Source organism: Turicibacter sp. T129 (assembly GCF_025594975.1).
GTDB lineage: Bacteria > Bacillota_I > Bacilli_A > MOL361 > Turicibacteraceae > Turicibacter > Turicibacter bilis.
The window spans coordinates 123,962-148,842 of sequence record NZ_JAMQUU010000018.1 but is presented as its reverse complement, the minus strand read 5'-3'; the positions used below and the strand labels follow the sequence as shown (position 1 = coordinate 148,842).

At 33.0% G+C, this 24,881-nt stretch carries 20 protein-coding genes; 7 read left to right on the top strand and 13 right to left on the bottom strand.

The annotated features are described in order from the left end of the window. The first annotated feature begins 72 nt into the window (after positions 1–72). Positions 73–1,596, top strand: a complete 1,524-nt coding sequence (locus tag NEH75_RS03995; RefSeq protein WP_262941077.1) for a peptidylprolyl isomerase — start codon at positions 73–75, stop codon at positions 1,594–1,596. A 39-nt stretch (positions 1,597–1,635) separates the two neighbouring features. On the opposite strand, the gene NEH75_RS03990 is transcribed toward NEH75_RS03995, so the two are convergent. The 3 genes from NEH75_RS03990 to pulA all read right to left on the bottom strand — a co-directional run bounded on the left by NEH75_RS03990 (position 1,636) and on the right by pulA (position 6,304). Beyond that, the gene (locus NEH75_RS03990; RefSeq protein ID WP_262941078.1) at positions 1,636–2,565 is read right to left on the bottom strand and encodes a 3'-5' exoribonuclease YhaM family protein; all 930 of its coding nucleotides are present in this window, start codon (positions 2,563–2,565) and stop codon (positions 1,636–1,638) included. Continuing rightward, a complete protein-coding gene (hemZ, locus tag NEH75_RS03985; RefSeq protein ID WP_055275687.1) occupies positions 2,555–4,033 on the bottom strand; it encodes a coproporphyrinogen dehydrogenase HemZ in 1,479 nt (492 codons plus the stop codon). Before hemZ ends, NEH75_RS03990 begins: the two co-directional genes overlap by 11 nt. 123 nt (positions 4,034–4,156) lie before the next feature. After that, the gene (gene pulA / locus NEH75_RS03980; protein WP_262941079.1) at positions 4,157–6,304 is read right to left on the bottom strand and encodes a type I pullulanase; all 2,148 of its coding nucleotides are present in this window, start codon (positions 6,302–6,304) and stop codon (positions 4,157–4,159) included. A 293-nt stretch (positions 6,305–6,597) separates the two neighbouring features. Here pulA and NEH75_RS03975 point away from each other — a divergent pair, with 293 nt between their 5' ends. Beyond that, entirely contained in the window at positions 6,598–7,230 is a 633-nt protein-coding gene (locus tag NEH75_RS03975) for a YczE/YyaS/YitT family protein (RefSeq protein WP_055275683.1), read from the top strand. A 200-nt stretch (positions 7,231–7,430) separates the two neighbouring features. Here NEH75_RS03975 and NEH75_RS03970 read toward each other — a convergent pair whose 3' ends face one another. Beyond that, positions 7,431–9,194, bottom strand: a complete 1,764-nt coding sequence (locus NEH75_RS03970; protein WP_055275681.1) for a helicase-related protein — start codon at positions 9,192–9,194, stop codon at positions 7,431–7,433. 234 nt (positions 9,195–9,428) lie between these two features. Next, positions 9,429–11,414, bottom strand: a complete 1,986-nt coding sequence (locus NEH75_RS03965) for a diguanylate cyclase (protein WP_082427823.1) — start codon at positions 11,412–11,414, stop codon at positions 9,429–9,431. A 500-nt stretch (positions 11,415–11,914) separates the two neighbouring features. Here NEH75_RS03965 and NEH75_RS03960 point away from each other — a divergent pair, with 500 nt between their 5' ends. After that, positions 11,915–13,042: a DEAD/DEAH box helicase gene (locus NEH75_RS03960; protein WP_055275677.1), complete on the top strand. Its 1,128-nt coding sequence runs from the start codon at positions 11,915–11,917 to the stop codon at positions 13,040–13,042. Between the two features lie 128 nt (positions 13,043–13,170). Here the strand turns inward: NEH75_RS03960 and NEH75_RS03955 are convergent, their stop codons facing one another. The 5 genes from NEH75_RS03955 to NEH75_RS03935 form a co-directional block, all read right to left on the bottom strand. Beyond that, positions 13,171–14,601: a glycoside hydrolase family 32 protein gene (locus NEH75_RS03955; protein WP_055305503.1), complete on the bottom strand. Its 1,431-nt coding sequence runs from the start codon at positions 14,599–14,601 to the stop codon at positions 13,171–13,173. Positions 14,602–14,620: 19 nt separating this feature from the next. After that, the gene (locus tag NEH75_RS03950; RefSeq protein ID WP_055243434.1) at positions 14,621–15,589 is read right to left on the bottom strand and encodes a carbohydrate kinase family protein; all 969 of its coding nucleotides are present in this window, start codon (positions 15,587–15,589) and stop codon (positions 14,621–14,623) included. A gap of 87 nt (positions 15,590–15,676) precedes the next feature. Beyond that, positions 15,677–16,825 carry a PTS transporter subunit EIIC gene (locus tag NEH75_RS03945; RefSeq protein ID WP_238580562.1) on the bottom strand — a complete coding sequence of 383 codons (1,149 nt, stop codon included), beginning with the start codon at positions 16,823–16,825 and terminating at the stop codon, positions 15,677–15,679. Between the two features lie 39 nt (positions 16,826–16,864). Continuing rightward, positions 16,865–17,050: a PTS transporter subunit EIIB gene (locus NEH75_RS03940; RefSeq protein ID WP_237297073.1), complete on the bottom strand. Its 186-nt coding sequence runs from the start codon at positions 17,048–17,050 to the stop codon at positions 16,865–16,867. Positions 17,051–17,381: 331 nt separating this feature from the next. Continuing rightward, positions 17,382–18,371: a LacI family DNA-binding transcriptional regulator gene (locus NEH75_RS03935; protein ID WP_055305504.1), complete on the bottom strand. Its 990-nt coding sequence runs from the start codon at positions 18,369–18,371 to the stop codon at positions 17,382–17,384. 131 nt (positions 18,372–18,502) lie between these two features. Here NEH75_RS03935 and NEH75_RS03930 point away from each other — a divergent pair, with 131 nt between their 5' ends. Continuing rightward, complete coding sequence (locus NEH75_RS03930) at positions 18,503–18,931, top strand: Hsp20/alpha crystallin family protein (RefSeq protein WP_055243431.1); 429 nt, start codon at positions 18,503–18,505, stop codon at positions 18,929–18,931. Positions 18,932–18,967: 36 nt separating this feature from the next. Here NEH75_RS03930 and cysK read toward each other — a convergent pair whose 3' ends face one another. Both cysK and NEH75_RS03920 read right to left on the bottom strand, forming a co-directional pair. Further along, complete coding sequence (gene cysK, locus NEH75_RS03925; RefSeq protein ID WP_055243430.1) at positions 18,968–19,903, bottom strand: cysteine synthase A; 936 nt, start codon at positions 19,901–19,903, stop codon at positions 18,968–18,970. 143 nt (positions 19,904–20,046) lie between these two features. After that, positions 20,047–21,270 carry a M20 family metallopeptidase gene (locus NEH75_RS03920; RefSeq protein WP_237252344.1) on the bottom strand — a complete coding sequence of 408 codons (1,224 nt, stop codon included), beginning with the start codon at positions 21,268–21,270 and terminating at the stop codon, positions 20,047–20,049. A 285-nt stretch (positions 21,271–21,555) separates the two neighbouring features. Here NEH75_RS03920 and NEH75_RS03915 point away from each other — a divergent pair, with 285 nt between their 5' ends. From NEH75_RS03915 to NEH75_RS03905, 3 genes are read left to right on the top strand one after another with little or no spacing between them, the layout of a single operon-like run. Further along, the gene (locus NEH75_RS03915) at positions 21,556–22,650 is read left to right on the top strand and encodes an MGDG synthase family glycosyltransferase (RefSeq protein WP_055305505.1); all 1,095 of its coding nucleotides are present in this window, start codon (positions 21,556–21,558) and stop codon (positions 22,648–22,650) included. A 5-nt stretch (positions 22,651–22,655) separates the two neighbouring features. Continuing rightward, positions 22,656–23,342, top strand: coding sequence for a polysaccharide deacetylase family protein (locus NEH75_RS03910; protein WP_055275671.1), 687 nt, complete (start codon positions 22,656–22,658; stop codon positions 23,340–23,342). Beyond that, positions 23,342–24,400 (top strand): YbhN family protein, encoded by a 1,059-nt coding sequence (locus NEH75_RS03905; RefSeq protein ID WP_055305507.1) that lies wholly within the window; start codon positions 23,342–23,344, stop codon positions 24,398–24,400. Before NEH75_RS03910 ends, NEH75_RS03905 begins: the two co-directional genes overlap by 1 nt. A gap of 40 nt (positions 24,401–24,440) precedes the next feature. Here the strand turns inward: NEH75_RS03905 and NEH75_RS03900 are convergent, their stop codons facing one another. Then, positions 24,441–24,857 (bottom strand): DUF2871 domain-containing protein, encoded by a 417-nt coding sequence (locus NEH75_RS03900; protein ID WP_055275667.1) that lies wholly within the window; start codon positions 24,855–24,857, stop codon positions 24,441–24,443. Positions 24,858–24,881 lie beyond the last annotated feature (24 nt).

Sequence of the window (24,881 nt, the reverse complement as noted above, 5' to 3'; positions counted from 1 at the left end):
ATGTTGTTACAAAATTTGAAAAATGATATGATTAAAAACGTTAAATCAAACAAAAAAGAGGATGTGAAAGTGATGAAAAAGTACTTCCTAGTAACAGCTGCACTTGCTACAACACTACTACTTGGTGCCTGTTCAAATAAAGATGAAATCGGTATGAAATTACCAAATGGAAACGACAATTTTATTACATCTGATGTGGCCAACATAACTAAACAACAAGTATTTGATGAAATGGTTACCGATGCTGGGTTATCTGCATTATTAGATTTAGTAGACTATGACGTCTTATCAACAAAATATGAAATCGATACAGCTAAAGTAGATAGCGCGATCGATATGTATAAACAAATGTATCCTGAATTTGAAGATTTCTTATTAGCTCAAGGATTCAAAAATGAAGAGGCATTACGTCAATATTTAGAATTAAACTTATATCGTGAAGCTGCTGCACGCGCTGCTGTTACAGTAACTGATGAAGAAATCCAAACAGCTTATGATGAAAAATACAAAAAAGATGAAGAAGCAGAATCAACTGAAGAATCAGAGTCAACTAACAGTGAGGAAACAAAGGAAATCCCAACACTTGAAGAAGTAAAAGATGAATTAACAGAAACATTAATTCAAAATAAATTAACAGATGAATTCATTGTGGCTACACTAGCAACTGAACGTGAAGCTGATGGATTTGTTTTAACAAATGATTTCTTAGAAACACAATATAAGGAAATCTCAACAACATACGAAGAATCAAAAGAAACAAATTCTTCAATCATCGCTAAAATCACTGACCATGAATATACAGTTGAACAACTATATGATGAATTAGTTCCTGCATATGGATTATCAGATGGAATTTCATTAGTTGATGAGCAAATTTTAGAGAAAAAATATCCAGTTGATAAAAAAGAAGTTAAAGAATTAATTGATCAATTCAAAGTTGCTTACGGAACTAACTATTATCAAGCCATGGAATCTGCTGGATTAAAAACAGATGAAGAAATTTATAATTACTTCAAATTAGCACAATTACAAGATGCAGCTTTAGCTGAAGCATATCCTATTACGGATGAAATGTTACAAAAATTATATGATGAAACATTACCTAAAATTAGCGCTCGCCACATTTTAGTTGCTGATGAAGAAACTGCAAAAGAAATCATTGCTAAATTAGATGCTGCAGAAGATAAAGAAGCAACATTCAAGGAATTAGCAGGTGAATATGGAACAGATGGAACAAAAGAAAATGGTGGAGATTTAGGAACATTCGGTCAAGGAGAAATGGTTGCTGAGTTTGAAAATGCAGCTTACGCCTTAGAAGTCGGACACTACTCTACGGAACCTGTAAAAACAAAATTTGGTTACCACGTTATCTATAAATATGCTGAAAATGAAAAAGCATCATTTGAAGACATGAAGGAAGAGTTAGAACAAACTGCTAAGAAACAAGAGTATACTCAATTACGTTTAGAAACACTATTAATTAAATTCCGTTCAGAAGCTAATTTCAAATTTACAGATGAATTTTTACAAAAACGCTATGAAACAATCGTAGCAAACATCGAAGAATCAGCTGCTCAAGAAGAAGCTGCAAAATAATAAAAAGAGTTAACGACTCAGTTGAGCCGTTAACTCTTTTTATTTATGATGATAAAAACGACGATTATCAAGCATTGGAATACGGTCACTCATTTGCCCTTCTTCACAATGTCTAAGGGCAACCTCAATGGCTGTCATTTTGGCTGAAACAACATCTAGATAATGTAACAGTTCAGCTTCGATAATCATTGGCTCTTTTGGTGAACCCCATTCTAATTTTCCATGATGAGCAATTACCATATGTTTTAAGAATAACACTTCTTCTCCATCATATCCTAATTCTTTTGACGCCTCATCAATCATCGATACCATCATATTAATATGCCCAATCATTAATCCTTCAAGTGTATACTCAGTTTTAATACATTGCTCATAGCTCATCTCAAATAATTTTCCAAGATCGTGTAATATAACCCCTGCATATAAAAGGTCTCGGTTAACTAACGGATATAAATCACAATAGGCTGACCCCATTTTTAACATTTCATAAACATGTTGGGCGAGTCCTGACATAAAAGCATGATGCATACGACTTGCAGCGGGATGAAGATAAAACTCTTGCTCATATTTTATTAAAAAATAATTAAGAATATCTTTATAATAGCCAGGTTTCATTTCATCTAAAAATCCTGTAATATCTGACTTCAAATTCTCTACTGTAAATTTTGAAGACTCTACATACTGAGAATAATCAACCTCTCCTTCAACCAATGAGACAGACTCAATATTAATTTGCTTCTGAGCATTATAAAGCTGTACTAGTCCTTTAACAGTTACAACTTGCCCTGCTTCAAAGGCATTTAACTCTTCAGGTTTTAAACTCCATTTATTCGCGAAAATAGAACCACTTTGATCAACAAACTCAAACTTTAAATAAGGCTTTTGAGCTGTTGTACGCCCGACATTGACTGATTTAATCATAACTGTTAACGTTGAAACTTCTTTAACCTTTAAATCTTTAATTTGCATGTGTATCACCTATTTCTAAACTTTCAATGAGTGTTTCTACTTTCTTTTGTGCATAAGTCTCATATGAATCAATATATGTTTTTAAATCTTTTGGATTATGAACCGATGTTCCAATTAAATATTTACTTGAAGCCCCGACCCCAAGTCCTAAAATATTTTGAGCTTCTTCCATGATTAAAATATTATAAATACTTTCCTGTCCCACCTTTGAATAACCGATATTCTCCATATTACCTGAAATATTTTTTTGTCGATATAAATAATAAGGGATATAATCATGAGCAGCAGCAAAATCATATGTCATTTGCCCCATTTCTTGTAATTCCTCTTTTGAGGCTGTTGTATACAATCCACGATTTTGAGTAATTTTCGAGCTTCGTTTAAAGGCTAACATATGAACAGTCAATGATTCAGGTTGTAGCTTTTCAATCTGCTCTAAACTATACGCTAAATCTTCTTTTCCTTCATTTGGTAGTCCGACAATTAAATCCATATTAATATTATCAAATCCATGTTCTTTAGCCATGTAATATTTCTCAATGACATCTTCTACTGTATGGTGACGACCAATTTCATCTAATGTTTTTTGTTGGAATGATTGCGGATTAATACTAATACGATGAATATTATATCGCTTTAACAACTCTAATTTCTCAGGTGTAATCGTATCTGGACGCCCCGCTTCGACTGTAATTTCACGAACCTCTTGTGAATTTGCAATGTTTTCATAAACTGTAATTAATAACTTTTCAAACTGCTCTGCGGTTAACGTCGTTGCTGTTCCTCCTCCAAAATAAATTGAAGTGACAGCTAATTGACGTTCTTTAATAAAAGCACCCACGATTTTAATTTCTTCAAGTAATGCTTCTAAAAATGGATCTACCCACTTTTTGAATGGTCCATGAGCATAAGCTGGGAATGTACAGTATGCACAACGTGTGGGACAAAATGGAATCCCAATATAAATACTCACTTCATTTTGAATCGTATGTAGGTCAGGAATCACTTTTAATTGATGATTCGCAACCTCTAGCAATAAATTAATTTTCTCATCTGAAACTAAATATTCTTCCTGCATATAATCTTTAATTTCTTGGTCGGTAAATCCACGCTTTTTCATTCCATGAACCAGTTTTGTTGGGCGCATCCCATTTAATAATCCCCATGATTGAACACGTCCAGTTTCACGTTGTAATAACAATAAATAAACAGCTAAATAAGCATATTTACGTGTCTTTGATTCATTCACTTCAAATTGTCGCTTAATCGTCTGCGTATCATCTTTCAAGGTTCCCGTCACCACAAGATAGTCACCATCAACCTCTTCTTGAAATTCAAACACTAATGCATACTCCTCTGCTTGGTTGATTGCAGAAGCTTGATAGAATGCTTGGTTTAAAACTTGCATTGAATTGAGAATTAATTCATCAACAACGCCTTCTACTTTAATATTCACTACTTCTGTCATGATGTGCACTCCATTTCTCAACAAAAACTCCTTAGCAGTGCTAAGGAGTTTTCACTATCTACTTTTATCTTTTTTGCTTTCATTCATCACCAAATGAAAGAGACGACTGATTCAAAGATCAAATCATTTCACTAGAATTATCGTACTGAGCGGTGCCATTTTCAATTCACCTTCAATCGATTTAATACCTTCCGTTCCACTTTGATGCTCATCAGCAATCAATATAAAATCATTTGTGACGATTGGAATATTTACTTCACGATTTTGTGTATTAAAGAAAATATGGATTTCGTCCCAACACCCATAGTCTTTAACATTTTTCAATGTATATTCTATCACAGAATGATGATGTTGAAAAATGCGTAGATGTTTTTTTACAAGAATTGCATTTGAAAAACGAAAAGCACCGTGAGCTTTACGGATTTTGATGTAGCCTTTAATCAAATTAATACCCTTTTCATGTTCATAAACTTCATCCCAATGAATAGCATTAATTTCATCTGAGACATTATAGCTATTTTCAATTCCATTCTTACTTCTAAAAAATTCCTGTCCACAATGAATAAACGGAATTCCTTGAGCGAAAATCACCATCGCTGCCGCTAAGATTTGACGTTTTTCACGCGTTTCATCATTTTCATCACTATTCGATAATTTCATCCGATCCCATAATGTATGATTATCATGACACTCGACATAATTAATACTTTGAGAAGGATCATAAAACATATATGTTTCGCCTTCGATCAAACCTGAACTACCTGCTAGCAACTGTTTTCCAGCATTCGCATATCCGAAATTTCCAAGCGCTAATCCTCGATCCTGATGATTAAAGGTATGTCCTTTAATATTATCCCGGAACGCATCATTAAAATGGCCAATTCGTGGTAGCTTAAAAGCATTAAACTTAGCAGCCTTTTGAGCTTGTGGTAATGGGGTATTCATATCCCACCCCTCACCATAAAGAAGAATACTTGGATAAAGTTCCTCACAAAGTTGACGAATTTCATTCATCGTATCAACGTCAATAATTCCCATCAAATCAAAGCGAAATCCATCGATTCCATACTCTTCTACCCAGAACTTAACTGAATCTAAAATATATTTACGAACCATGAGTCGTTCTGTTGCCAAATCATTACCACACCCTGTTCCATCTGATGGCATTCCTTGATAATCATAACGATAAAAATAAGTTGGAACCATTGCATCAAACGGGAAGGTCCGTCGTTCATAAACATGATTATAAACCACATCCATAATCACACCAAACCCATGCTCATGTAGGATGTTAACCATCGTTCTTAATTCATTAATACGTGAATAAGGATCTTTCGGATTTAAAGCATAGCTTCCTTCTGGAATATTATACTGGACTGGGTTATATCCCCAGTTATAAGATTGCTCTGGAAAGTTTTCATCGACACCAGCAAAATCGAAAATAGGCAGTAATTGAATATGTGTCACACCTAATTCCTTTAAATAAGACAGACCATAGTGATATCCTGTTTTTTCATCTATTATCTCTTCTGTTATCCCTAAAAATTTCCCACGATTTTTAACTCGTGAAGATGGATGAATCGTAAAATCTCGAATACTTAATTCGTAAATAATGGCGTCAGTCGGCTTATTTAGTTTAGGTCTCAACTCATGTTTAACTTTAACACATTTCAACGGATCCACAACGACACTATATTCTGCATTTACAGTAGAAGCTATAGCATAAGGATCAATCGTTTCTTGGCGTACTAAATTATTAACAATCTCATATCGATAACGACACCCTTCTAAATCTTGATAAATAGTCAGTTCCCATATTCCCTTAGATAGTCGCTTCATACGTCTAAAATGGGTTACATCATTTTCATATAAAATTAATTGAACTTGTGTAGCAGTTGGTGCCCATAGTTTAAATCTTGTCATGTTCTTACTGTAACTTGGCCCCAAATCATCACCATTATAATAAAACCGTTTATCAAATTCTTCAGTTCTCGCAATATAACCTAAAAATAAATAGCTTGTATTTTTATAACAATCCATGACTTGATATTCAGTTCCTACTGTGACAAATCCTTGGATAGATAAGCTATATTTTAACTCGTTACCAAAATCAAACTTCTCTTCTACCTTTAACTCATAAGCCTCTGATGTCGTCATATTGATAAGCTTAAATGGAGCAATTTCTCCATTATAATAACTTTTTGGAACAAGTATTGTAATTTTATTATATTCATCTAAATAAGATGAATATCTACCTTGTGTTATTAACATCAGACACCTCCTCCCCACTTCAACTTCTTGTGATCTCTCTATGTATTTCACCTACTATTATTGATTTTTCTTAGATAAAATAATCATTATCATACAATAAATCCCTAATATTTCATTCTAATTATATTATATGCTTTTTCCATTTAGTAGTTTAACTGACTTTTAATGGAATATAAAAAAATAAATACGACAAAATAACATATGGTAGTTGACTTTTTATCATATTTTTTATATTATGTATACAGTTTCAAATGTAAGGGCTATTTATTTTACAGTCTCATAGGAGGATTATAATGAGTAAATTTAATATTAAAAACTATATCGTTCGAATCATGTTCTTTTTAGTAGGATGTTTCATTATCCAGTTGGGGGTAGCATTCTTTATTAAATCAAATACTGGGGTTGATTCTTTTACAATCTTTATGCAAGGTTTAGCAAATTTATTACACATTACTGTTGGCCAAGCTAATATTTTAGTTATGGGAATTGTATTTATTGGTATGTTAATCTTCACTCGTGAATACATCCGTTTAGGAACATTCTTAGCTGTTATTACAGCAGGACCATTCTTAGATTTAATTAATAACTTATTAAATAACGTAGGTATTGATGCTTTACCATTAATTGTTCGTTTATTAATTGTAGCTATTAGCTGTGTTGTTATCGCAATTGGATTCTCAATTTTAAAATCAGCTGAATTAAGTGTTGCTCCAACTGACCAATTACCATTAATTATTGTTGATAAAACAAGCTGGCAATACAAATGGGTTCGTATCACAATGGACGTTATCTTCATTGTAGTTGGTTTCTCTTTAGGAGGAGTTTTAGGACTTGGAACAATTATCACAACACTTTTAATTGGACCATGTATCCAATACTTCTTACCAATTATCGAGAAAAAAGCAGAAAAAATTATTCCAAATTAATTAAAATTATATTCAGTTGAATAAGTAATCCAGCTATTATTTGGATGATACTAATGAAAAAAGATTAACTATTAATTTATTAATATCAGCTTATTCACAAGATCCCTAATAAGTAAAAAAAAGCAACTTTTAAAAAGTTGCTTTTTTTTATTTTGGATATACAGAAACATATTTACTGCATTATATTTAAAAACTTTCATTTAGAGGCGCAGTAATAAATAATTCAATTTTTTACTAACCTTAGAGCGTTCACGATAAACCCAATTTATATCAAATTCGAGATGGAACACTTTTGAAAAAGAGTAATATAAATTAACTTCTTGATAGTGAATTTCAAGTATTTCAAGATCTTCAGCATGTAGACGAGGTTTCGTTAATTCACTATTTCCATTGATAAAGTGTTCCTCGATATAGAGTAATAATAAATTCAATAAATCCATTTGCATGAAATTTACAGGTAGTTTCATAATTTTCCATTGTACCCATTGCGAGAGCTTATAGTGTTTAATTTGAGTCAATACAAACAAATACCGCTCGATATCCATCTTTTTATAATGGTGAATATCTTGATAATGATTTTCCCAAATCATTAGTTTCTCAATCAAAGGAATCCCTTTAATTTCAAGCATCGATTCATGTGGACCAATAATAGCCTGCTGAATGACTTCATCTTTACATTCTAGCTTTTCTTTTACAAATGCCAAATGCTCATCTAAGCCTGTGACATAGCCGATTTCATAAATCCCTTTGCGTCCTGCTCGTCCAGCAATTTGTTTTACCTCTTGTGACGTCAATTCACGAACGACTTCCCCATCAAACTTTTTAGCACTAACAAATACAATTCTTCGAATTGGTAAATTAACTCCCATCCCAATGGCATCAGTTGAAATGAGTAACTCACTTTGTCCCTCACTAAAGGATTGATATTGAATTCGACGTACTTCTGGTGGTAAATCTCCATAAATAATACTCGTCTTAAACCCTCGATCTTGATAATATCTGGATAGTTCTAAAACTTTCTTTTTAGAAAATGCAATCAGAGCATCCCCTTTAATCGGTTTATTTAATTGATAAGCAGTAGACTCAAACTGTAAGGGAATATTACGGAAATACTCGATACACTCGTATTCATCCCCACATTCAGTAATCATTTGGATTAATAATGACTTCACATTAAGTGCGCCACATAAATGAATTTCTGGACTTAAAATCCCTAAAATAGCACGTGTCCAAGATGCCCCCCTAATACTATCTTGAATCAATTGAACCTCATCAATGACTGCGACATGATACTCTTTTTCTAAATCCAACTTTTCGATCGTACAACTAATATGATGAGCCCCTTCAATCAGTACCTCCTCTTCTCCTGTTAACAAATGACACTTAACGCCATCTTGGTTCATTTTCTCGTAATTTTCAAGTGCCAATAAACGAAGTGGAGCTAAATAGATTCCATCCTCTCCTAATTCAAGTTTCTTCATCGCATGATAGGTTTTTCCTGTATTCGTCTCTCCTAAATGTAAATAAAACTTACGTTTCATCTGACGTGCTATAGGGTACTCATCTTTCGGATGTGACGGTAAAATAGCAAAATGAGGAGAATTCATTAATCCTGGTAAATAACGACTAAGTAAAATATATAATACTCCATTTTGCATGTATTCTTCTTCAAATCCCTCAATCACTTCTTCCAGTCGATATTCAGTTTCATTCTCCTCATTATATAAATTTAAAATTTGTTCTGATGCGTCATTTAGTAACCTTAAATAGTCTTGATAGATTTGTTGCTCATTCGTTTCTTCTAGTTGATTCAATAAATATTGAACAACTTTCATTTTTTTCCGAATAGTTGCTTCTTGATTTAATAATACTCCCATCGACCTAGTCTTAACATTTAGTTTTAGTTGAGTAAGGTGCGCCTTAAGTTTTTTAATTTCTTTATCAATCCCTTGTATTTTCTTCATAAGACACCTCTTTCACTCTTTGCCATATTGCTCATCAAGCTTTAAGGTTTCTAATAAATAGTATGTTTCATCTTAGCGTAATATCATTTCATTCAAATAAAAAATAGCCTTTTAAACAGACGAGTCATAAAAAAATCTCTACCCTTAAATTAATCTCTTAAAAATCATTTCCCAAAAAGAAAAACCTGATTAAATAACACCAACTTGGTCGATTATCTCAGGTTTTTTAATTCTTTAATTTTCACTTACTTTTGAGGGAGCTAATTTTTCTAATATTAATCTCCTGTAGCTTGTCACTTGATCACGTCCATTGGTTTTTGAATGATACATTGCTTGATCCGCTGCATAAATTCCATCGTCTAACAAATCTTCATTAAATCGATACTCGTGAACGCCTAAACTTGCTGTCACTTCTTTTATTCCTAATTGATTAAATCTAAAACTAAGCTCCTTCAATTCTTCTCTTAATTGTTCTGCAAATTCACAAGCTTGATCAATATTCCGATGATTTAAAAAGATGATAAACTCTTCTCCTCCATATCTCCCAATTACCGTATCACGATTACGCTTGGTCTTCAATAAATTACTAAATAGTTGAATAACTTGATCACCTATTTGATGACCATATGTATCATTAATAAGTTTAAAATGATCAATATCAATCATGATAACACTCATTGGATTTTTATGTTTAGCTAGCCGATATAATTTTTCTCCTTTTTTTAGTGCCTCTACTCGATTATATAAACTTGTTAATCCATCATAGCGAGCCAAATAAGCTGTTTGACGATATAACTTAGCATTTTCTAAAGCAATAATAATATAAGAAGCTAAAACACTTAACTTAGTTAAATCGCGTTGAGTGTATGAGTTAATTTCATAAGATTGAACAGTAATATACCCTTTAAGTTCATTACGAATGATTAAAGGACAACAAAGTATGGATTTAATACCTTTTTGAAATAAAATCGTTTCATCCTTTTTTAACTGATATAGTTCATATTCTTCATCTAAATTATTAATAATTAAATTTTCCTTTTGTTTAATACAATAAACGCCTAAACTATTCTCATCGTCTAAGCTAACATATCCAGAGTTCAATCGATTACCTGATTCTAAATATATTAAATAGTCTAAGCAATTTTTCTCTTCGTTAACCTCTGTAATAGCTAATACAGTCGTATCCATCATTTTAGAAAGTTGTTCATGAACATGAATGATTAATTTTTCCAAACTTAATGTTTCTGTAAACGAACGACCGATATGAGAAATAGTTTCTAATTCATCATAGAGTGACTTAAAAATCTTTGCTTCACTAATATATTTCTCTCGATTAATTCGCTTCTCCCAAAGCTCAGAACGCTTTAGGTGAGCCTTTCTTTCTACTTCCGAACATTTTTCATAATAATGCAAGGCAAGTTCAAAAATATTTAATGATTTATAAAATTCAATTAAAACCCTACATATATTAACAGATAGTAATGGACTTCCAAGACGCTTAACGTAATGATCAGCTTCTAACAGAAATAGCTCTCCTCTTAATTTATTATCCTTCGCTAACTCGATTTTCCCCCACTCATAATACGTTTGTGCCAGGTATTCTAAAAAATTTCCTTCCTGTGCTAGATGAATTGATTCTTCAAAGCTTTCCTCATATACTTTATCATCACCAAGTTGATAATAAACTTTTCCTCTCATACGTAAAGTTTCTGACAATAATGCCGGATGATTAAGGTTAAGTACTCGTTCATAAGCACGATCAATCAAATACTTAGCTTCCTCAAGATTATTATCGACTAAACAAATGCCAGCTTCTAACTGATCTAAAGATACTTTATTCCCCTCCACGACTGGTTCTTTTAAACATCTTATCAATTTTACTGCTTCTTTTGCTTCCTCATATTTTTCTAATGCATAATAATTAAATGCAATATTTCCTAACGTTAATAGTAATAATTGATCATCCCCTGATTCCTGTGCCAGTCTTAGTCCCTTCACTCCAAAATCAATACTCTCATCATATAGGCCAAGGTTAAAATAACCACACATTAAACCACTGTAACTTTGGACTATCCCAGCTTCATCTTCATTTTTTTCAAAAATTGATATAGCCTCATCCCACAAATCAATAGCCGCCTGTGTCTCCCCTTGATTAAGCAATAAATATCCTAACATATTAAGCAACTTAGCCGCAATAAGATTAAATTGCTGACTTCTCATTATTGAAATTAATTGCTTAATCTCACTTGTAGAGACTTCATTGCACCTTCTCTGTTCAGCAACAAATGTTAATACCTTCTCTATATCTGATTCAGTTTCAAAAAATTTATCGTATAAACATTTAACTTTTGGACTTACGTTATTCAGTTTCAGCCTCCATCACCTTCCCAGTTTTTACCTATGTCAGTTAAATTCTAACATATAACAGATTAAATGTATCGACTTTTCATATAGTTTTTAATACAAAAATACACTATATGTTCTTTTTTTCTGCAAAGCATTATTAACAATAATATTTTGTTAGTTTCCTTTTGCTAAAGAATTCCCCCTTTACTTTTTATCACCAAGTATTTTATTACTATAATCAACGGATTACGTCACTTCAATCTTAATTGTAAACACAGTATATCAATTATAAATCACTATAAATTAATTACTCATGTATTTTTGCATAGACTATGGTATGATTAATTGAATACAAGAACGAAAGGTATGTCATTATGAATTTTAAAGATTTAGGGATTAGTGAACCATTGGTTCAAGTTTTAAAAAAATCAGGAATTACAACTCCTACTTCAATTCAAGAAGAGTGTATTCCATTAATTAAAGACTATAAAGATGTAATTGCTCAGGCTCAAACAGGAACCGGAAAAACATTAGCTTTCTTATTACCATTATTTGAAAATATTTCACCTGATGTCTGTGCAACTCAAGCATTAATTATCACGCCTACTCGAGAGTTAGCTTTACAAATTACAGAAGAAGCTAATCAATTAGCTAAAGGAAAAGCTATTAATGTGTTAGCAGCTTACGGAGGACGCAATATCGGTTCTCAGCTAAATAAATTAAAAGGTACTATTCATTTAATCATTGCAACTCCTGGACGATTAATTGACCATATTGAACGTGGAACAATAGATTTAAATAAAGTTAAAACAGTCGTCATTGATGAAGCAGATCAAATGTTATTAATGGGATTTAGAAATGAAGTTGATCAAATTTTAAGAGCAACTCCTCGTAATCGTCAAACACTATGCTTTTCTGCAACAATGGCACCAAATGTTAAAAAACTTGCTTACCACTATACTTACTCACCAACAATGGTAACGATTGAACCTAAGAAGGTGACGATTGATACGATTCGTCAAGAAGTAATTGAAACAACGGATCGTTGGAAGGCAGATACACTTTGCCAAGTTCTTGAAGAAGATAATCCATTCTTAGCCATTATCTTTGCTCGTACTAAGCGTCGCGCCGATGAATTATTTGCTAAAATGAAAAAACGTGGATTTAACGTTCAAGTCATTCATAGTGATATTGCACAAAATAAGCGTGAACGTATCTTGAAATCCTTCCGTGATGCAGATTTACAATACTTAATTGCAACAGATGTTGCTTCACGTGGACTTGATATTAGTGGTGTGACTCATATTTATAACTATGATGTTCCAGAAACACCTGAGATTTATATTCATCGTATTGGGCGTACAGGTCGTGCAGGTGAAGATGGATACACATGTATGTTTGTCGCACCAAAAGATAATCTCGAATTTAATATGATTGAACGTAAACTACGTCGCAACTTACCAAAGCGTCAATTAAAGGAAGAATTACGCAAAACAAAATAACAAAAACACAGCCATGCTGTGTTTTTATTTATCGCTTTTCTTCTCAATCCTATATCTTTTCAACAATTATAACGCCATATCTTTCATCAAAAAAGGGATAACCTAAAATGATTACCCCTTCATTAACACTACAATGACCATTTAGTTAACGTAACGTCACCTGTTCCTGATAAAGTTAATGTTTCATCTAATTTTTTATTATAAATACGTGAAGTAAAAACTTCAGCCCCCTCATTTAAATAAATCTCTAAAATTGAGTTATCAGAGTAGATACGTACATTTGAGATAGCTTTAATCTCAACACGACGGTAATCACGTCCGTATCCACTTCGACCTAATGATAATGTAAAAATTCCATCTTTAAATGTTAATTGACAATCTTCACGAAAATCTAATTCAAATGAAGTTGTATTTTTGAAGTCTAGGTTTAATTCGTATGTATTATTTTCAAATAATTTGAATACTTGTGATTGACCTAAATTAATCTCTTTAATAATTGTTTCATCTTTACGCAGTGCTTTTAGCTCTTCTACTGGCACTTGATATAATTTTTCACCTTTTAAAACTAATTCACGTGGTAATGTTAAACAATGTTGCCATCCTTTTTCAATAGTTGGATTACTGTGTTCAACGGCATCTGGTACACCAGCCCATCCATACATAATAATACGTCCATCATGGTTTTTAAAAGTTTGCGGTGCATAAAAGTCGAAGCCACGATCTAATTCATCAAAAGCACCTAATGATAATATTTGTTTATTTTCATCAAATGATCCAACAGCATATCCACTTTGATAAACATTATGATACTTTAATCCTTTAGCATCCATTCCTTGTGGAGAGAACATGAAGATGTCCTTTCCTTCTAATTTGAATGTATCTGGACACTCCCACATGTATCCCATATCATCTAATCCACCAGCTGGAACACTTAATAATTCCCAATCTGTTAAGTTTGTTGATTTATACAGTAAGACATATCCTTTATCATCAATTGAACGTGCACCTAAAACCATATAGAAGACTCCATCTTCTTCCCACACTTTTGGATCACGAACATGTAATCCCATATTTTTAGGATAATCTTCATTCGTTAATAAAACTTGCTTTTCAGAGAAATTAAACCCATCTGTCGATTTAACCATAATTACATTTTGCTCTCGTCCCGTTAAAATGTAATCATGATCACCTTTATGTTTAACATTTCCAGTATAGAATAAATACATTTCATCATTATGAACTAAAGCAGATCCTGAATAAACCCCATCTACATCTGAAGCGATGTCTGGGAATAAGGCTACTTCATGCTCTGTCCAGTTTACCATATCTGGTGATGTATAATGTCCCCAGAACTTTAATCCACCTTTCGCATCTAGGGGTGAATATTGATAAAACACATGATATAATCCTTTAAAATAACATAATCCGTTTGGATCATTAATCCAACCAATAGGTGCCATGAGATGAAATTTATTACGCCACTCATCCCCATTAACTATGGGTAACTGATTCGCTTTTTCTGCAGCAATTTGGTTAATAAACTGTTGTTTTGTCATCATCCTCACATCCTCCTAAAAATTATCGATTCATCATTTCAATCACTGCTTCTTTTGTAGGTAATGCTGCAATGGCACCTTTTTTAGAAACAGTTAATGCTGCAGTTGCTGCGCTAAATGTCATGATTTCAGTCACTTTTACTTCATCTAATTGAACTAACTCTTCTAACGTATTAACTGTTTGAGCAACTTGATATAAGAACGATCCGATATATGAATCTCCTGCTCCTGTTGTATCTTCAGCTTTTACTGTAAACGATGGAACAGTCACTTTTCGTTCTTTTGTGATGAAGTCTGATCCATTTGTCCCTTTTGTATAAATAACAACTTCTACATTTCCAACGAATAATGATTTTAATGCTTCTTGCTCATCTTTAATTCCAGTAATGAATTCTAATTCTTCATCACTAATTTTAACAATATTTGATAAAGGTAAAAATTCTAAAATAGCTTGACGGCAAGCTTCTGGTGACTCCCATAATGGTAAACGAACGTTAGGATCAAAGCTGATGATTCCGTTATATTTTGTTGCATACTCAATAGCTTTTTTATGAGCTTGTTTAATTGGTGCATCAATCAAGCTAACAGAACAGAAGTGTAAGATTGATCCATTTTCAAAATCTTCTTCATGAATTTCATCTTCACTTAATAACATATCAGCACTTGGATTACGATAGAATGAGAAATCACGCTCTCCATCTTCTTTTAAAGAAACGAATGCTAAGGCTGTATTAGCTTGATTTGTACGTCCTACACGTGAAACATCTACACCTAATGGCTTAACTTCTTCTAAGATTGCATCTCCAAATCCATCGATCCCTAATTTTGTTAACATTTGTGCTTTTCCACCTAATTTAGCGACAGCTGCTGCAACGTTTAATGGGGCTCCACCTGGCACACGTAGAAATCCTTCTACATCTTTAAGTGCTACTCCTTTTTGTTGTGGAATGAAATCGATTAATGCTTCTCCAATTGAAATAACTTTTTTCATGATACCGTTCTCCTTTTTGCTATAATACAGAAAAATGAATAACGGAGAGTCCCCCATTATCCATTTTCTATCTATGAATTTATTTAATTAGTCTTCTTTAATTCCAAGAATCCATGTCGCAATGAAAGCTCCTACAACTGCAATTCCCATTGCAATTAAATAGTTTAATGTTGTTCCAGGTGCAGAAATTGCTAAGGCTGGAAGTCCAGTTACTCCAACAGCTGTAAATACAACTTTAGAGAATACAATGTAAGCTCCACCTAAAGCCCCACCAATTGCAGCTCCGATGAATGGACGACCATACTTCATGTTTACCCCAAAAATTGCTGCTTCAGTTACACCAAATAAACAACTAATGGCAGATGGTAAAGCAATTGCTTTTGTTTTTTTATTTTTAGCTAAGAAGTAAACAGCGAATGCTGCCCCACCTTGTGCTACATTTGCCATTGACCAAATTGGTAATAATGAGTTAAATCCGGTATTTCCAATTAACTCTAACTCAACAGCATGGAAACTATGATGAATACCAGTGATTACGATTGATGAATAAGATCCACCTAATAATAATCCCGCGAAGATACCGAAGTTATTTAAGGCATATGTAAAGAATGTTGAAATTGCTGAACCTACTGTATTAGCAATTGGTCCAATAACAACTAACGCTAAGAATCCTGTCACTAATACAGTGATTAATGGCGTTAATAAAATATCTAACATTTTAGGCATATATTTACGTGTATATTTTTCAATGTATGACATTACAAAGATAACGATTAAAATTGGTAATACTGTTCCTTGATATCCAAGTAAAGGCATATCAATGATTCCTAATACATTAACTGTTTCATAACCAGTTCCTGATGTCCAAGCATTTTGTAATGCAGGGTGAATCATAATTCCCCCAATTGTGGCTGCTAAGTAAGGATTACATTTGAATTGCTTTGCAGCTGAAATTGCGATTAAGATTGGTAAGAAATTAAATGCCGCAGATGAGAACATATCTAATAACATAAACCACCAAGTATCAGTTAAGTGTCCTAAACCAACTTTATCAACGATTCCTAAAATCCCCATTAATAAACCTGCTGCAACGATTGCAGGAATAATTGGTACAAAGATGTTTGATAGCATACGACAGAAGCGTTGGAATGGATTTAATTTTTCCATTGCTGCATCTTTAACATCTGCTGTACTCATCTCTTGAATTCCAGCAAGTGCTGCTAATTCAGCATACACGCGATTAACTGTTCCTTGTCCAATAATAATTTGGAACTGTCACGCTGTTGAAAATACACCTTTAACAATATCCATTTTTTCAATTTCTGCTTTATTTACTTTTGACTCATCGTTTAAAACTAAACGTAAGCGTGTCGCACAATGCGCAGCACTAGCAACATTATCTTTTCCACCGATTGCTTCAAGAATAACCTTAGCGACTTCGGCATAATTTGGGTTTGTCATAACTTTTTACTCTTCCTAAGTATCCTGTCTACAAGTAAATATACTAATCATTTTAGGATGACTAATATATAGTTGAAGATGATACATTGTTTCATTGAGCTGACGACTTATTATTTCTTCTAAACGCCATTATTGTTTTCCATTTTTCTCACTTCAATGTTTACTACTTTGAGTTTCTTTGAGGGAACGTTCCCACAAAGTCCTAAAAAAATAAATTAACGCTTTCTTTTTGGACTGTATTTATAATTGGTTTTTATGGTTACTTAATGAGATTTTTGCAGGAACGTTCCCATCAGGTTCAAAAAAATAATAACCTTCATCACGAAGATTATTATACACTATCACGTTCTATAAGTCTATAATTAAAAATAAAATTGCTTTCATAATTTTTAGAGCTTTCTTTTCCTGATTGAATTAACTGCATTAAAAGATTAGCACTTTTAGCTCCCATCGTCTGAAAATGATAATGAACAGTTGTAAGCCCTGGTGTCATATAAGCAGCGATTTTTATATCACCTAGCCCCATGACTGCAATATCGTCAGGGATCTTATATCCATTTTCTTTTAAATATTCCATACATCCAATAGCTAAGTTATCAGTCACGGCAAAAATTGCACTTGGTGGTTTTGGTAACGACATTAAATGCTTAGTCAAGTTAAATCCACTTTCATGACTAAAATCCCCAATTTGAATATACTCTGATTGAGCTTCAATTTTCTGTTCTTCTAAAGCATCTAAATACCCTTTTTTACGCTCAATTCCAACCGCAACATCATATTCACCAACGCCAATAAATCCTATTGAACGATGACCTTTATCAATTAAATAGTTAATGGCATCTTTAGATGCATGATAATCATCATGAACAATACATGGATAATCCTTTACTTTTTGAGCAACAACAACAATCGGAATATGTAACTGCTCAAATAACTCATAATGTTTAGGTGTAATTTCAGTAGCCATAAAAATAATTCCGTCTACTTGGTTTTTAAAGACTTTTAAGTAATCGAATTCTTTTTCAATCGATTGACTTGTATTTCCGATTAGTACTTCATACCCAGCGTTACTTAATTCATTAGTAATTCCTTCAATGACATGAGCAGCTGTTTCTGTACTAATTTTTGGAACAATAATACCAATTAAATTTGTTTTTTGTGAACGCATAGCCTGAGCTTGTCGTCTTGGAACAAACCCCGTTTGTTCAATTACTTCTTTTATTTTCTCGCTAGCTTCCTCGCTGACATATCCATCATTTAAATATCTAGAGACGGTTGACTTTGATACTCCTGCCAGTTTCGCAATTTCAATTATATTCATTGTATCACACCTCTCATTATCAGTTTATCATACCCATTTCATTCATGCAATCTCTCCAAAATAGACACTCAAATATGACAATCGCATATGATATGTTGTATAACTTTTATCTCAGATAAGGAGGAGATAGGATGTCAAATTTAACACCCTTTGGCGGAAAAAATGAATCATTAGCACCCGTTAATTTTTTTGATATTTTTAATCATATGGAAACGATGATGTTAAACACTTTTCAATCTGCTTTTACACCAATGAATAATACAACCTTTAATGATCAAGGAACAGAATATATTTTCACGTTGACACTTCCAAATTTAAAACGGGAAAATATCCAGTTAGCTGTTGAAAATCAAAATTTAATCCTAACAGTAAAACAAGTTGTTCAAGCAAATGAAGAAACAGGACAAGCTTACCAAAGTAGTTCTTTTTCACAAAGCTTCAGTCTATACGACGTTGATGCCGATAAAATTACAGCCAACTTAACTAATGATACACTTACCATTGTTCTTCCAAAAAAAGAATCAATGGTCATCAATCGTCGACTAATTAATATTTTATAAAAATACTAAAGGTGAGCTAAAATGCTCACCTTTTCATTAGTCTTCATTATATAATCCAGTTGATAAATAGCGTTCACCTGTATCTGGACAAATCACAACAATTCGTTTCCCTACATTTTCTTCACGTTTAGCTAACTCAGTTGCAGCATAGACCGCTGCTCCAGAAGAAATGCCCACTAATAAACCTTCTGCATCCGCTAATAGACGTGATGTTTGAAAGGCATCTTCATTTGATACAGAGATAATCTCATCAATAATATTGCAATTTAAAACATTCGGAACAAATCCAGCACCAATTCCTTGAATTTTATGAGGGCCGGCTACCCCTTTTGATAAAACGGGTGAAGTTGCTGGTTCAACTGCAACTACTTTCACATTTTGGTTATATTCCTTTAATACTTCTCCTACTCCTGTGATTGTTCCACCTGTCCCAACGCCAGCAACAAAGATATCAACTAATCCATCTGTATCATTCCAAATTTCAACAGCTGTCGTCAAACGATGAATAGCTGGATTAGCCGGGTTCTCAAATTGCTGAAGCATTATCGCCCCCGGAATTTCTTGACAAAGTTCCTCAGCTTTAGCAATGGCACCTTTCATCCCTTTCGCCCCTTCTGTTAAAACAAGGTTGGCACCAAGAGCTTTTAATAACTTTCGACGCTCGATACTCATCGTGTCTGGCATCACTAACGTTAATTGATAACCTTTAGCTGCCGCAACAAAGGCTAAGCCAATCCCCGTATTTCCACTCGTCGGTTCAACAATCATCGATTCTTTCGTTAAAACCCCTTGGCTTTCAGCTGCTTTAATCATGGCACAAGCAATTCGATCTTTTACACTTCCCGCTGGATTAAAATACTCTAGCTTAGCAATTAACTCTGCCTTTGCTCCTACTTGCTGACTATATTTGTTTAAACGCAATAAAGGTGTATTCCCGATTAGTTCAACTAAACTATCCACAATGTAACTCATCTATTCCCCTCCTTTTATATTAATCATTATATTTATTCGTACGCTTCAAATATTCTTCCGTTCATTAAAAAATTATACATTAATGTATATTTTTGCCCCTTTATGTATCTCTTAGTTGAAGAACATATAAAAAGAGGGCTTCTTTAACCCCTCTCTTCAATTACTTCAGATAAATGAGCTTCTTTTATTTTTTGGAATTCTTCTTTAATCATTTTCAAACAATCATCATCCGTCAATAAGCGAACTGCAATACGCGCTAAAATGATTGCGCCATCAATAATAGCTTGATCACCTGCTTCTGATTTAGCTGCCTGTTTAAATTCCTCCGTATGAATCGTAATAGAATCATTACAAATTTTAATCGTTGGATGAATCGTTGGAACCACCTGGCTCACATTTCCTGCATCGGTTGAACCAATGCTTTTACAATCTTTCGTTTTAACCTCTAACCCTAATCGATTGGCTTCCTCAATAAAAAGATTTTCGAAACTTGGGATAATGAACATTTCCCTCACTCGGTTAAGTGAATCATCATATTTAAACCTACATCCTGTTGCTAATGCAGCACCTTGACCAATTTTTAAAATTTTTTCTTTATAAATATCACATAAATCAGATTTAGGAGCTCGAATATAAAAGCTAGCTTTCGTATATGCAGGTATAATATTTGGCGCCTCACCACCATTTGTAATAATTCCATGAATTAAAACCCTTGGTGGCATTTGCTGCCGCATGGCATTAATCCCACTATAAAATAGAAGCATAGCATCTAAGGCATTAATCCCTTTTTCAGGTGCTGCTCCCGCGTGAGAAGGACGACCAAAAAACTCAAATTCAGGTTTAACAATCGCAAGGGTTGGTTGAGTAGGGGCTGTTGTATGAAACGGATGAATCATCATACAGACATCAACTTCATCAAATAGATGCTCTTGTACATAACTCTCCTTTGCATTCCCGTGTGGTCCTCCCTCTTCAGCAGGTGTTCCGTAAACAACTACCTTTCCACCTAACTCATCAAGGACTGAAGAAATAGCTAAAGACGCACCTATACTCATCATAGCAATAATATTATGACCACACGCATGCCCTAAGCCTCTTAATGCATCATATTCAACGAGTATTCCAATTGAGGGTCCTTCCTTCTGACTTTTCTTACGCGCAATAAAACCTGTTGGATGGGTAGCAATATCAATCTCAACCTCAAATCCTTCCTCTTTTAATAAATTAGTCAGTAATTGACACGCAAATTGTTCCTCATTGCCTAATTCAGGTTTTTCATGAATTTGATGACTCATCTTCAAATATAATGGCGCTTTTTCTTTAATATCATTTGCCACTCGTTCAAAATAATTTTCTACTTGATTCATCATCTAAATCCCCTTTTCTGATCCATAATTTTTCCTAAACTCTAGCTGTTACTACATTATGTTAATTTATCCTAATCGACACGGTTATACTCCTAATCCAAATATATTCATTATTCAGGGTAAGAAAACAGTTATTGTTTAAACTTACACTCCCTTGTTAGTTAAAATACCATTATTTTCTTAACGTATTATTCAGAGAATCTTTAAAAAATCTTAAGATTTTTATAGAACAAATCTAAAGATTTAATTTCTATAATAAACCTATAGGAAACAGGAGGAAATAATATGAAAGTTCTAATTTTAACAGGGAAATTTGGAATGGGGCATTACTCAGCATCCTATTCAATAGAGGAACAACTTAAATCTACCATTGAAAATTCAGATGTTACGATTGTCGATATATTCGACTATACACTGCCACATATCTCAAAACTCATTTACCGAAGCTTTAGTCTCCTTATCAATCGAGCATCTATATGCTATAATATATTTTATAACTATACAGAAAATGGCAACGAAACTTCAAAACCTATATTAGGCGATTACTTCTATAAATCACTACAACAATTACTTTTAATTACAAAACCAACAGTGATTATTTCAACCATTCCTTATTGTTCTCAGTTAGTTTCTCATTATAAAACTAAATCTAGTTGTCAAATTCCACTGATTACTTGTATTACAGATATTAGTAGTCATTCAGAATGGATTAATGATCAAACAGACTGTTACTTAGTAGGAAGTCCTTCTCTTCAGTCAGAATTAATCGAAAAAGGAATTCCTCGAAATAAACTTCATGTAATTGGAATTCCAGTCAAATTAGCCTTTAAATCCCATCATGTATTACCTCAGTTACATCAAGAAAATAAACACCTTTTAATCATGGGTGGTGGTCTAGGTTTATTACCAAAATCAAAAAAGTTCTATAAAGAGTTAAATAACTTAAAAAATATAAAAACAACGCTGATTACAGGAGGGAATAAAAAACTTTTTCAGAAATTACATGGAAAATATGAAAACATCGATGTCATTGGTTTTACTAATCAAGTCTATAACTACATGCAACAAGCTGATTTAATCATCTCTAAACCAGGGGGAATCACTATATTTGAAGCGATTCATTCCGAACTACCGATGTTAATTATCGAACCTTTTTTACAACAAGAAATGAAAAATGCTCAATTCATTAATTACCATCGACTCGGTCGAATTATATCAAAACAGCAACTGATAAATATTCACTATCTCTCTCAAATTTTAAATGACGAAACAAATCTCTATGAAATACGACAAAATATGAAGTCACTTAAGCAGCAGCTCAATCATGCGACACTTGATACCATTATCCTGTCTTATCAAAACTGTCAGTTAGGAGCCTAACAATAATGATTTTTTTATTATTACCACTAAGTGTGTTTATCATCCACTCAATTTTACCAACCTATTACCATAAACACTTTAATTCAAATGCAATCACCGATACTCAACAACAAGGAATACTTCTCACCTTTGATGATGGACCTGATGAAATCTATACTGAGAAGCTTCTCGATCTCCTAAACAAACACGATATAAAAGCTATCTTTTTTGTTGTTGCAAAGAACGCTAAAAAATATCCTCATCTCATCAAACGTATGATAGATGAAGGACATGAAATCGGTCTTCATTCACTCGAACATAAAAATGCATGGTTACATAGTTATTTCTATACAAAAAAAGACTTTCAACAAAGCCTCGACATTATGAATCAATTAAATGTAACGTGTCACCTTTATCGTCCACCCTGGGGACATATGAATTTATTTACTTATCACTTCATGAAAAAACATCAATTAAAACTTTGTCTTTGGAATGTCATGATTCAAGACTGGAAAAATCAATCTAAATCTCTCTTAAAAGAACGATTGATTAAACAGTGTCATTCAAATTCAATAATCTGTTTACATGATTCTAGTCATGATTGCGGCGCTGATTACGGGGCCCCTTTAAATACCATCGGTGCCTTAGAACTAGCCATCCCACAATTAAAAATAAAAGGATTGAAATTCATTTCTCTAGAAAGGAGCCAGTAATGAATAATAAGCTAAAATCATCAGTAAGCCTTTTATTTATGATTTCTCTAATCATAATTACAAGCTATTTTATTTTTAAAGATCAATCTTTACCTACGTTACTTCAAACATTAAAAGATGTTAATTTATTCTATATTATATTAGGCCTTTGTATGATGTTTATCTTCGTTGGGTGTGAAGCCATGAATACATTCTCAATTATGCGTGCCCTCGGACAAAAGATTTCCTACATAAAATGTCTAGGATTTGCATTTATCGGTTTCTATTTTAGTTCAATTACTCCCTCTTCCTCTGGTGGGCAACCCGCTCAAATGTTTTATATGAACAAAGCTAACATCAATCTTTCTTATTCTTCCTTAAATTTATTAATTATTACCGTTGTCTATCAAATGGTCATGATGGCATACGCTGGAATTATGTTCCTTCTGAACCATGAATTTATTATGACTAATCTTCATGGAATTCAATACTTCTTAATGTTTAGTGTAACAATTAACCTTTTATTAACGATTGGTATTTTATTAGCGATGTTTTCAAAAAAATTTATCTATCAATTAATCTACTTAGTTACTAAATGGTTAGGCGCTATTCGAATCATAAAAGATGTACCCGCGACACGATTTAAACTAGAATCACTAGTAAAAGAGTATACCATAGGAGCAGATTACCTTAAAACACGACCTCTTTTATTACTACGTGTCGTTTTTACAACAACCATTCAATTAACTTCTACTTATCTAGTGCCCTATTTTGTTTATAAAGCATTCCACCTTAACGACTTTACTTTATTACAAATTATCTCGCTTCAGTCATTAGTCTCATTAGCTGTTTCATCCATCCCACTTCCTGGGGCAGTTGGTGCTTCAGAAAATGCATTTATGAGTGCTTTTAAACTATTCTTTGCAAGTAACCTTATCGTCCCAGCGATGTTGTTATGTCGTGGAATTAGTTTTTATGCCTTTTTAATTATTAGTGGAATTATCTCAATGATTGTTCATTTCCTTTTAACAAAAGAGCAATCGACAACTCCCCCATCAAAATCTATGATTTCAATATAAAAAAGACGTATTGAGCCCCATCACTCAATACGTCTTTTGATTATTTTGTTGCAATGGTACGTCTAAGATTCATAAAGAATAAGATAAGTCCTACTCCTAATAAAATATGACCAACACCAGATATTCCTGAAACTGAGGCATTAACTGCTTTAGAAAGTTCAGCATCTTGAATTTGTAAAAATCCACGAACTGCCATCATTAGTGATGTTAAAATTAAACCCGCATTATAAGTCATAAAAAATCCATTAAAGATTTTTTGTTCACTTAACTTTAATGTTGTTTCTAATGCTAACACAACTAAAAAAAATAACATACCTAAAGTAAATAAATGAGTGTGTAATAACGATAAATTCGTTTTACCTGAGAAACCAACAACTTTCGTATACTCTCGATACACCACACCCGCTACTAATGCAACAATTGTATAAACAAATGCCGTATTTGATATTTTTTTCATTCTCATTCATCTCCTCTTTTTCAA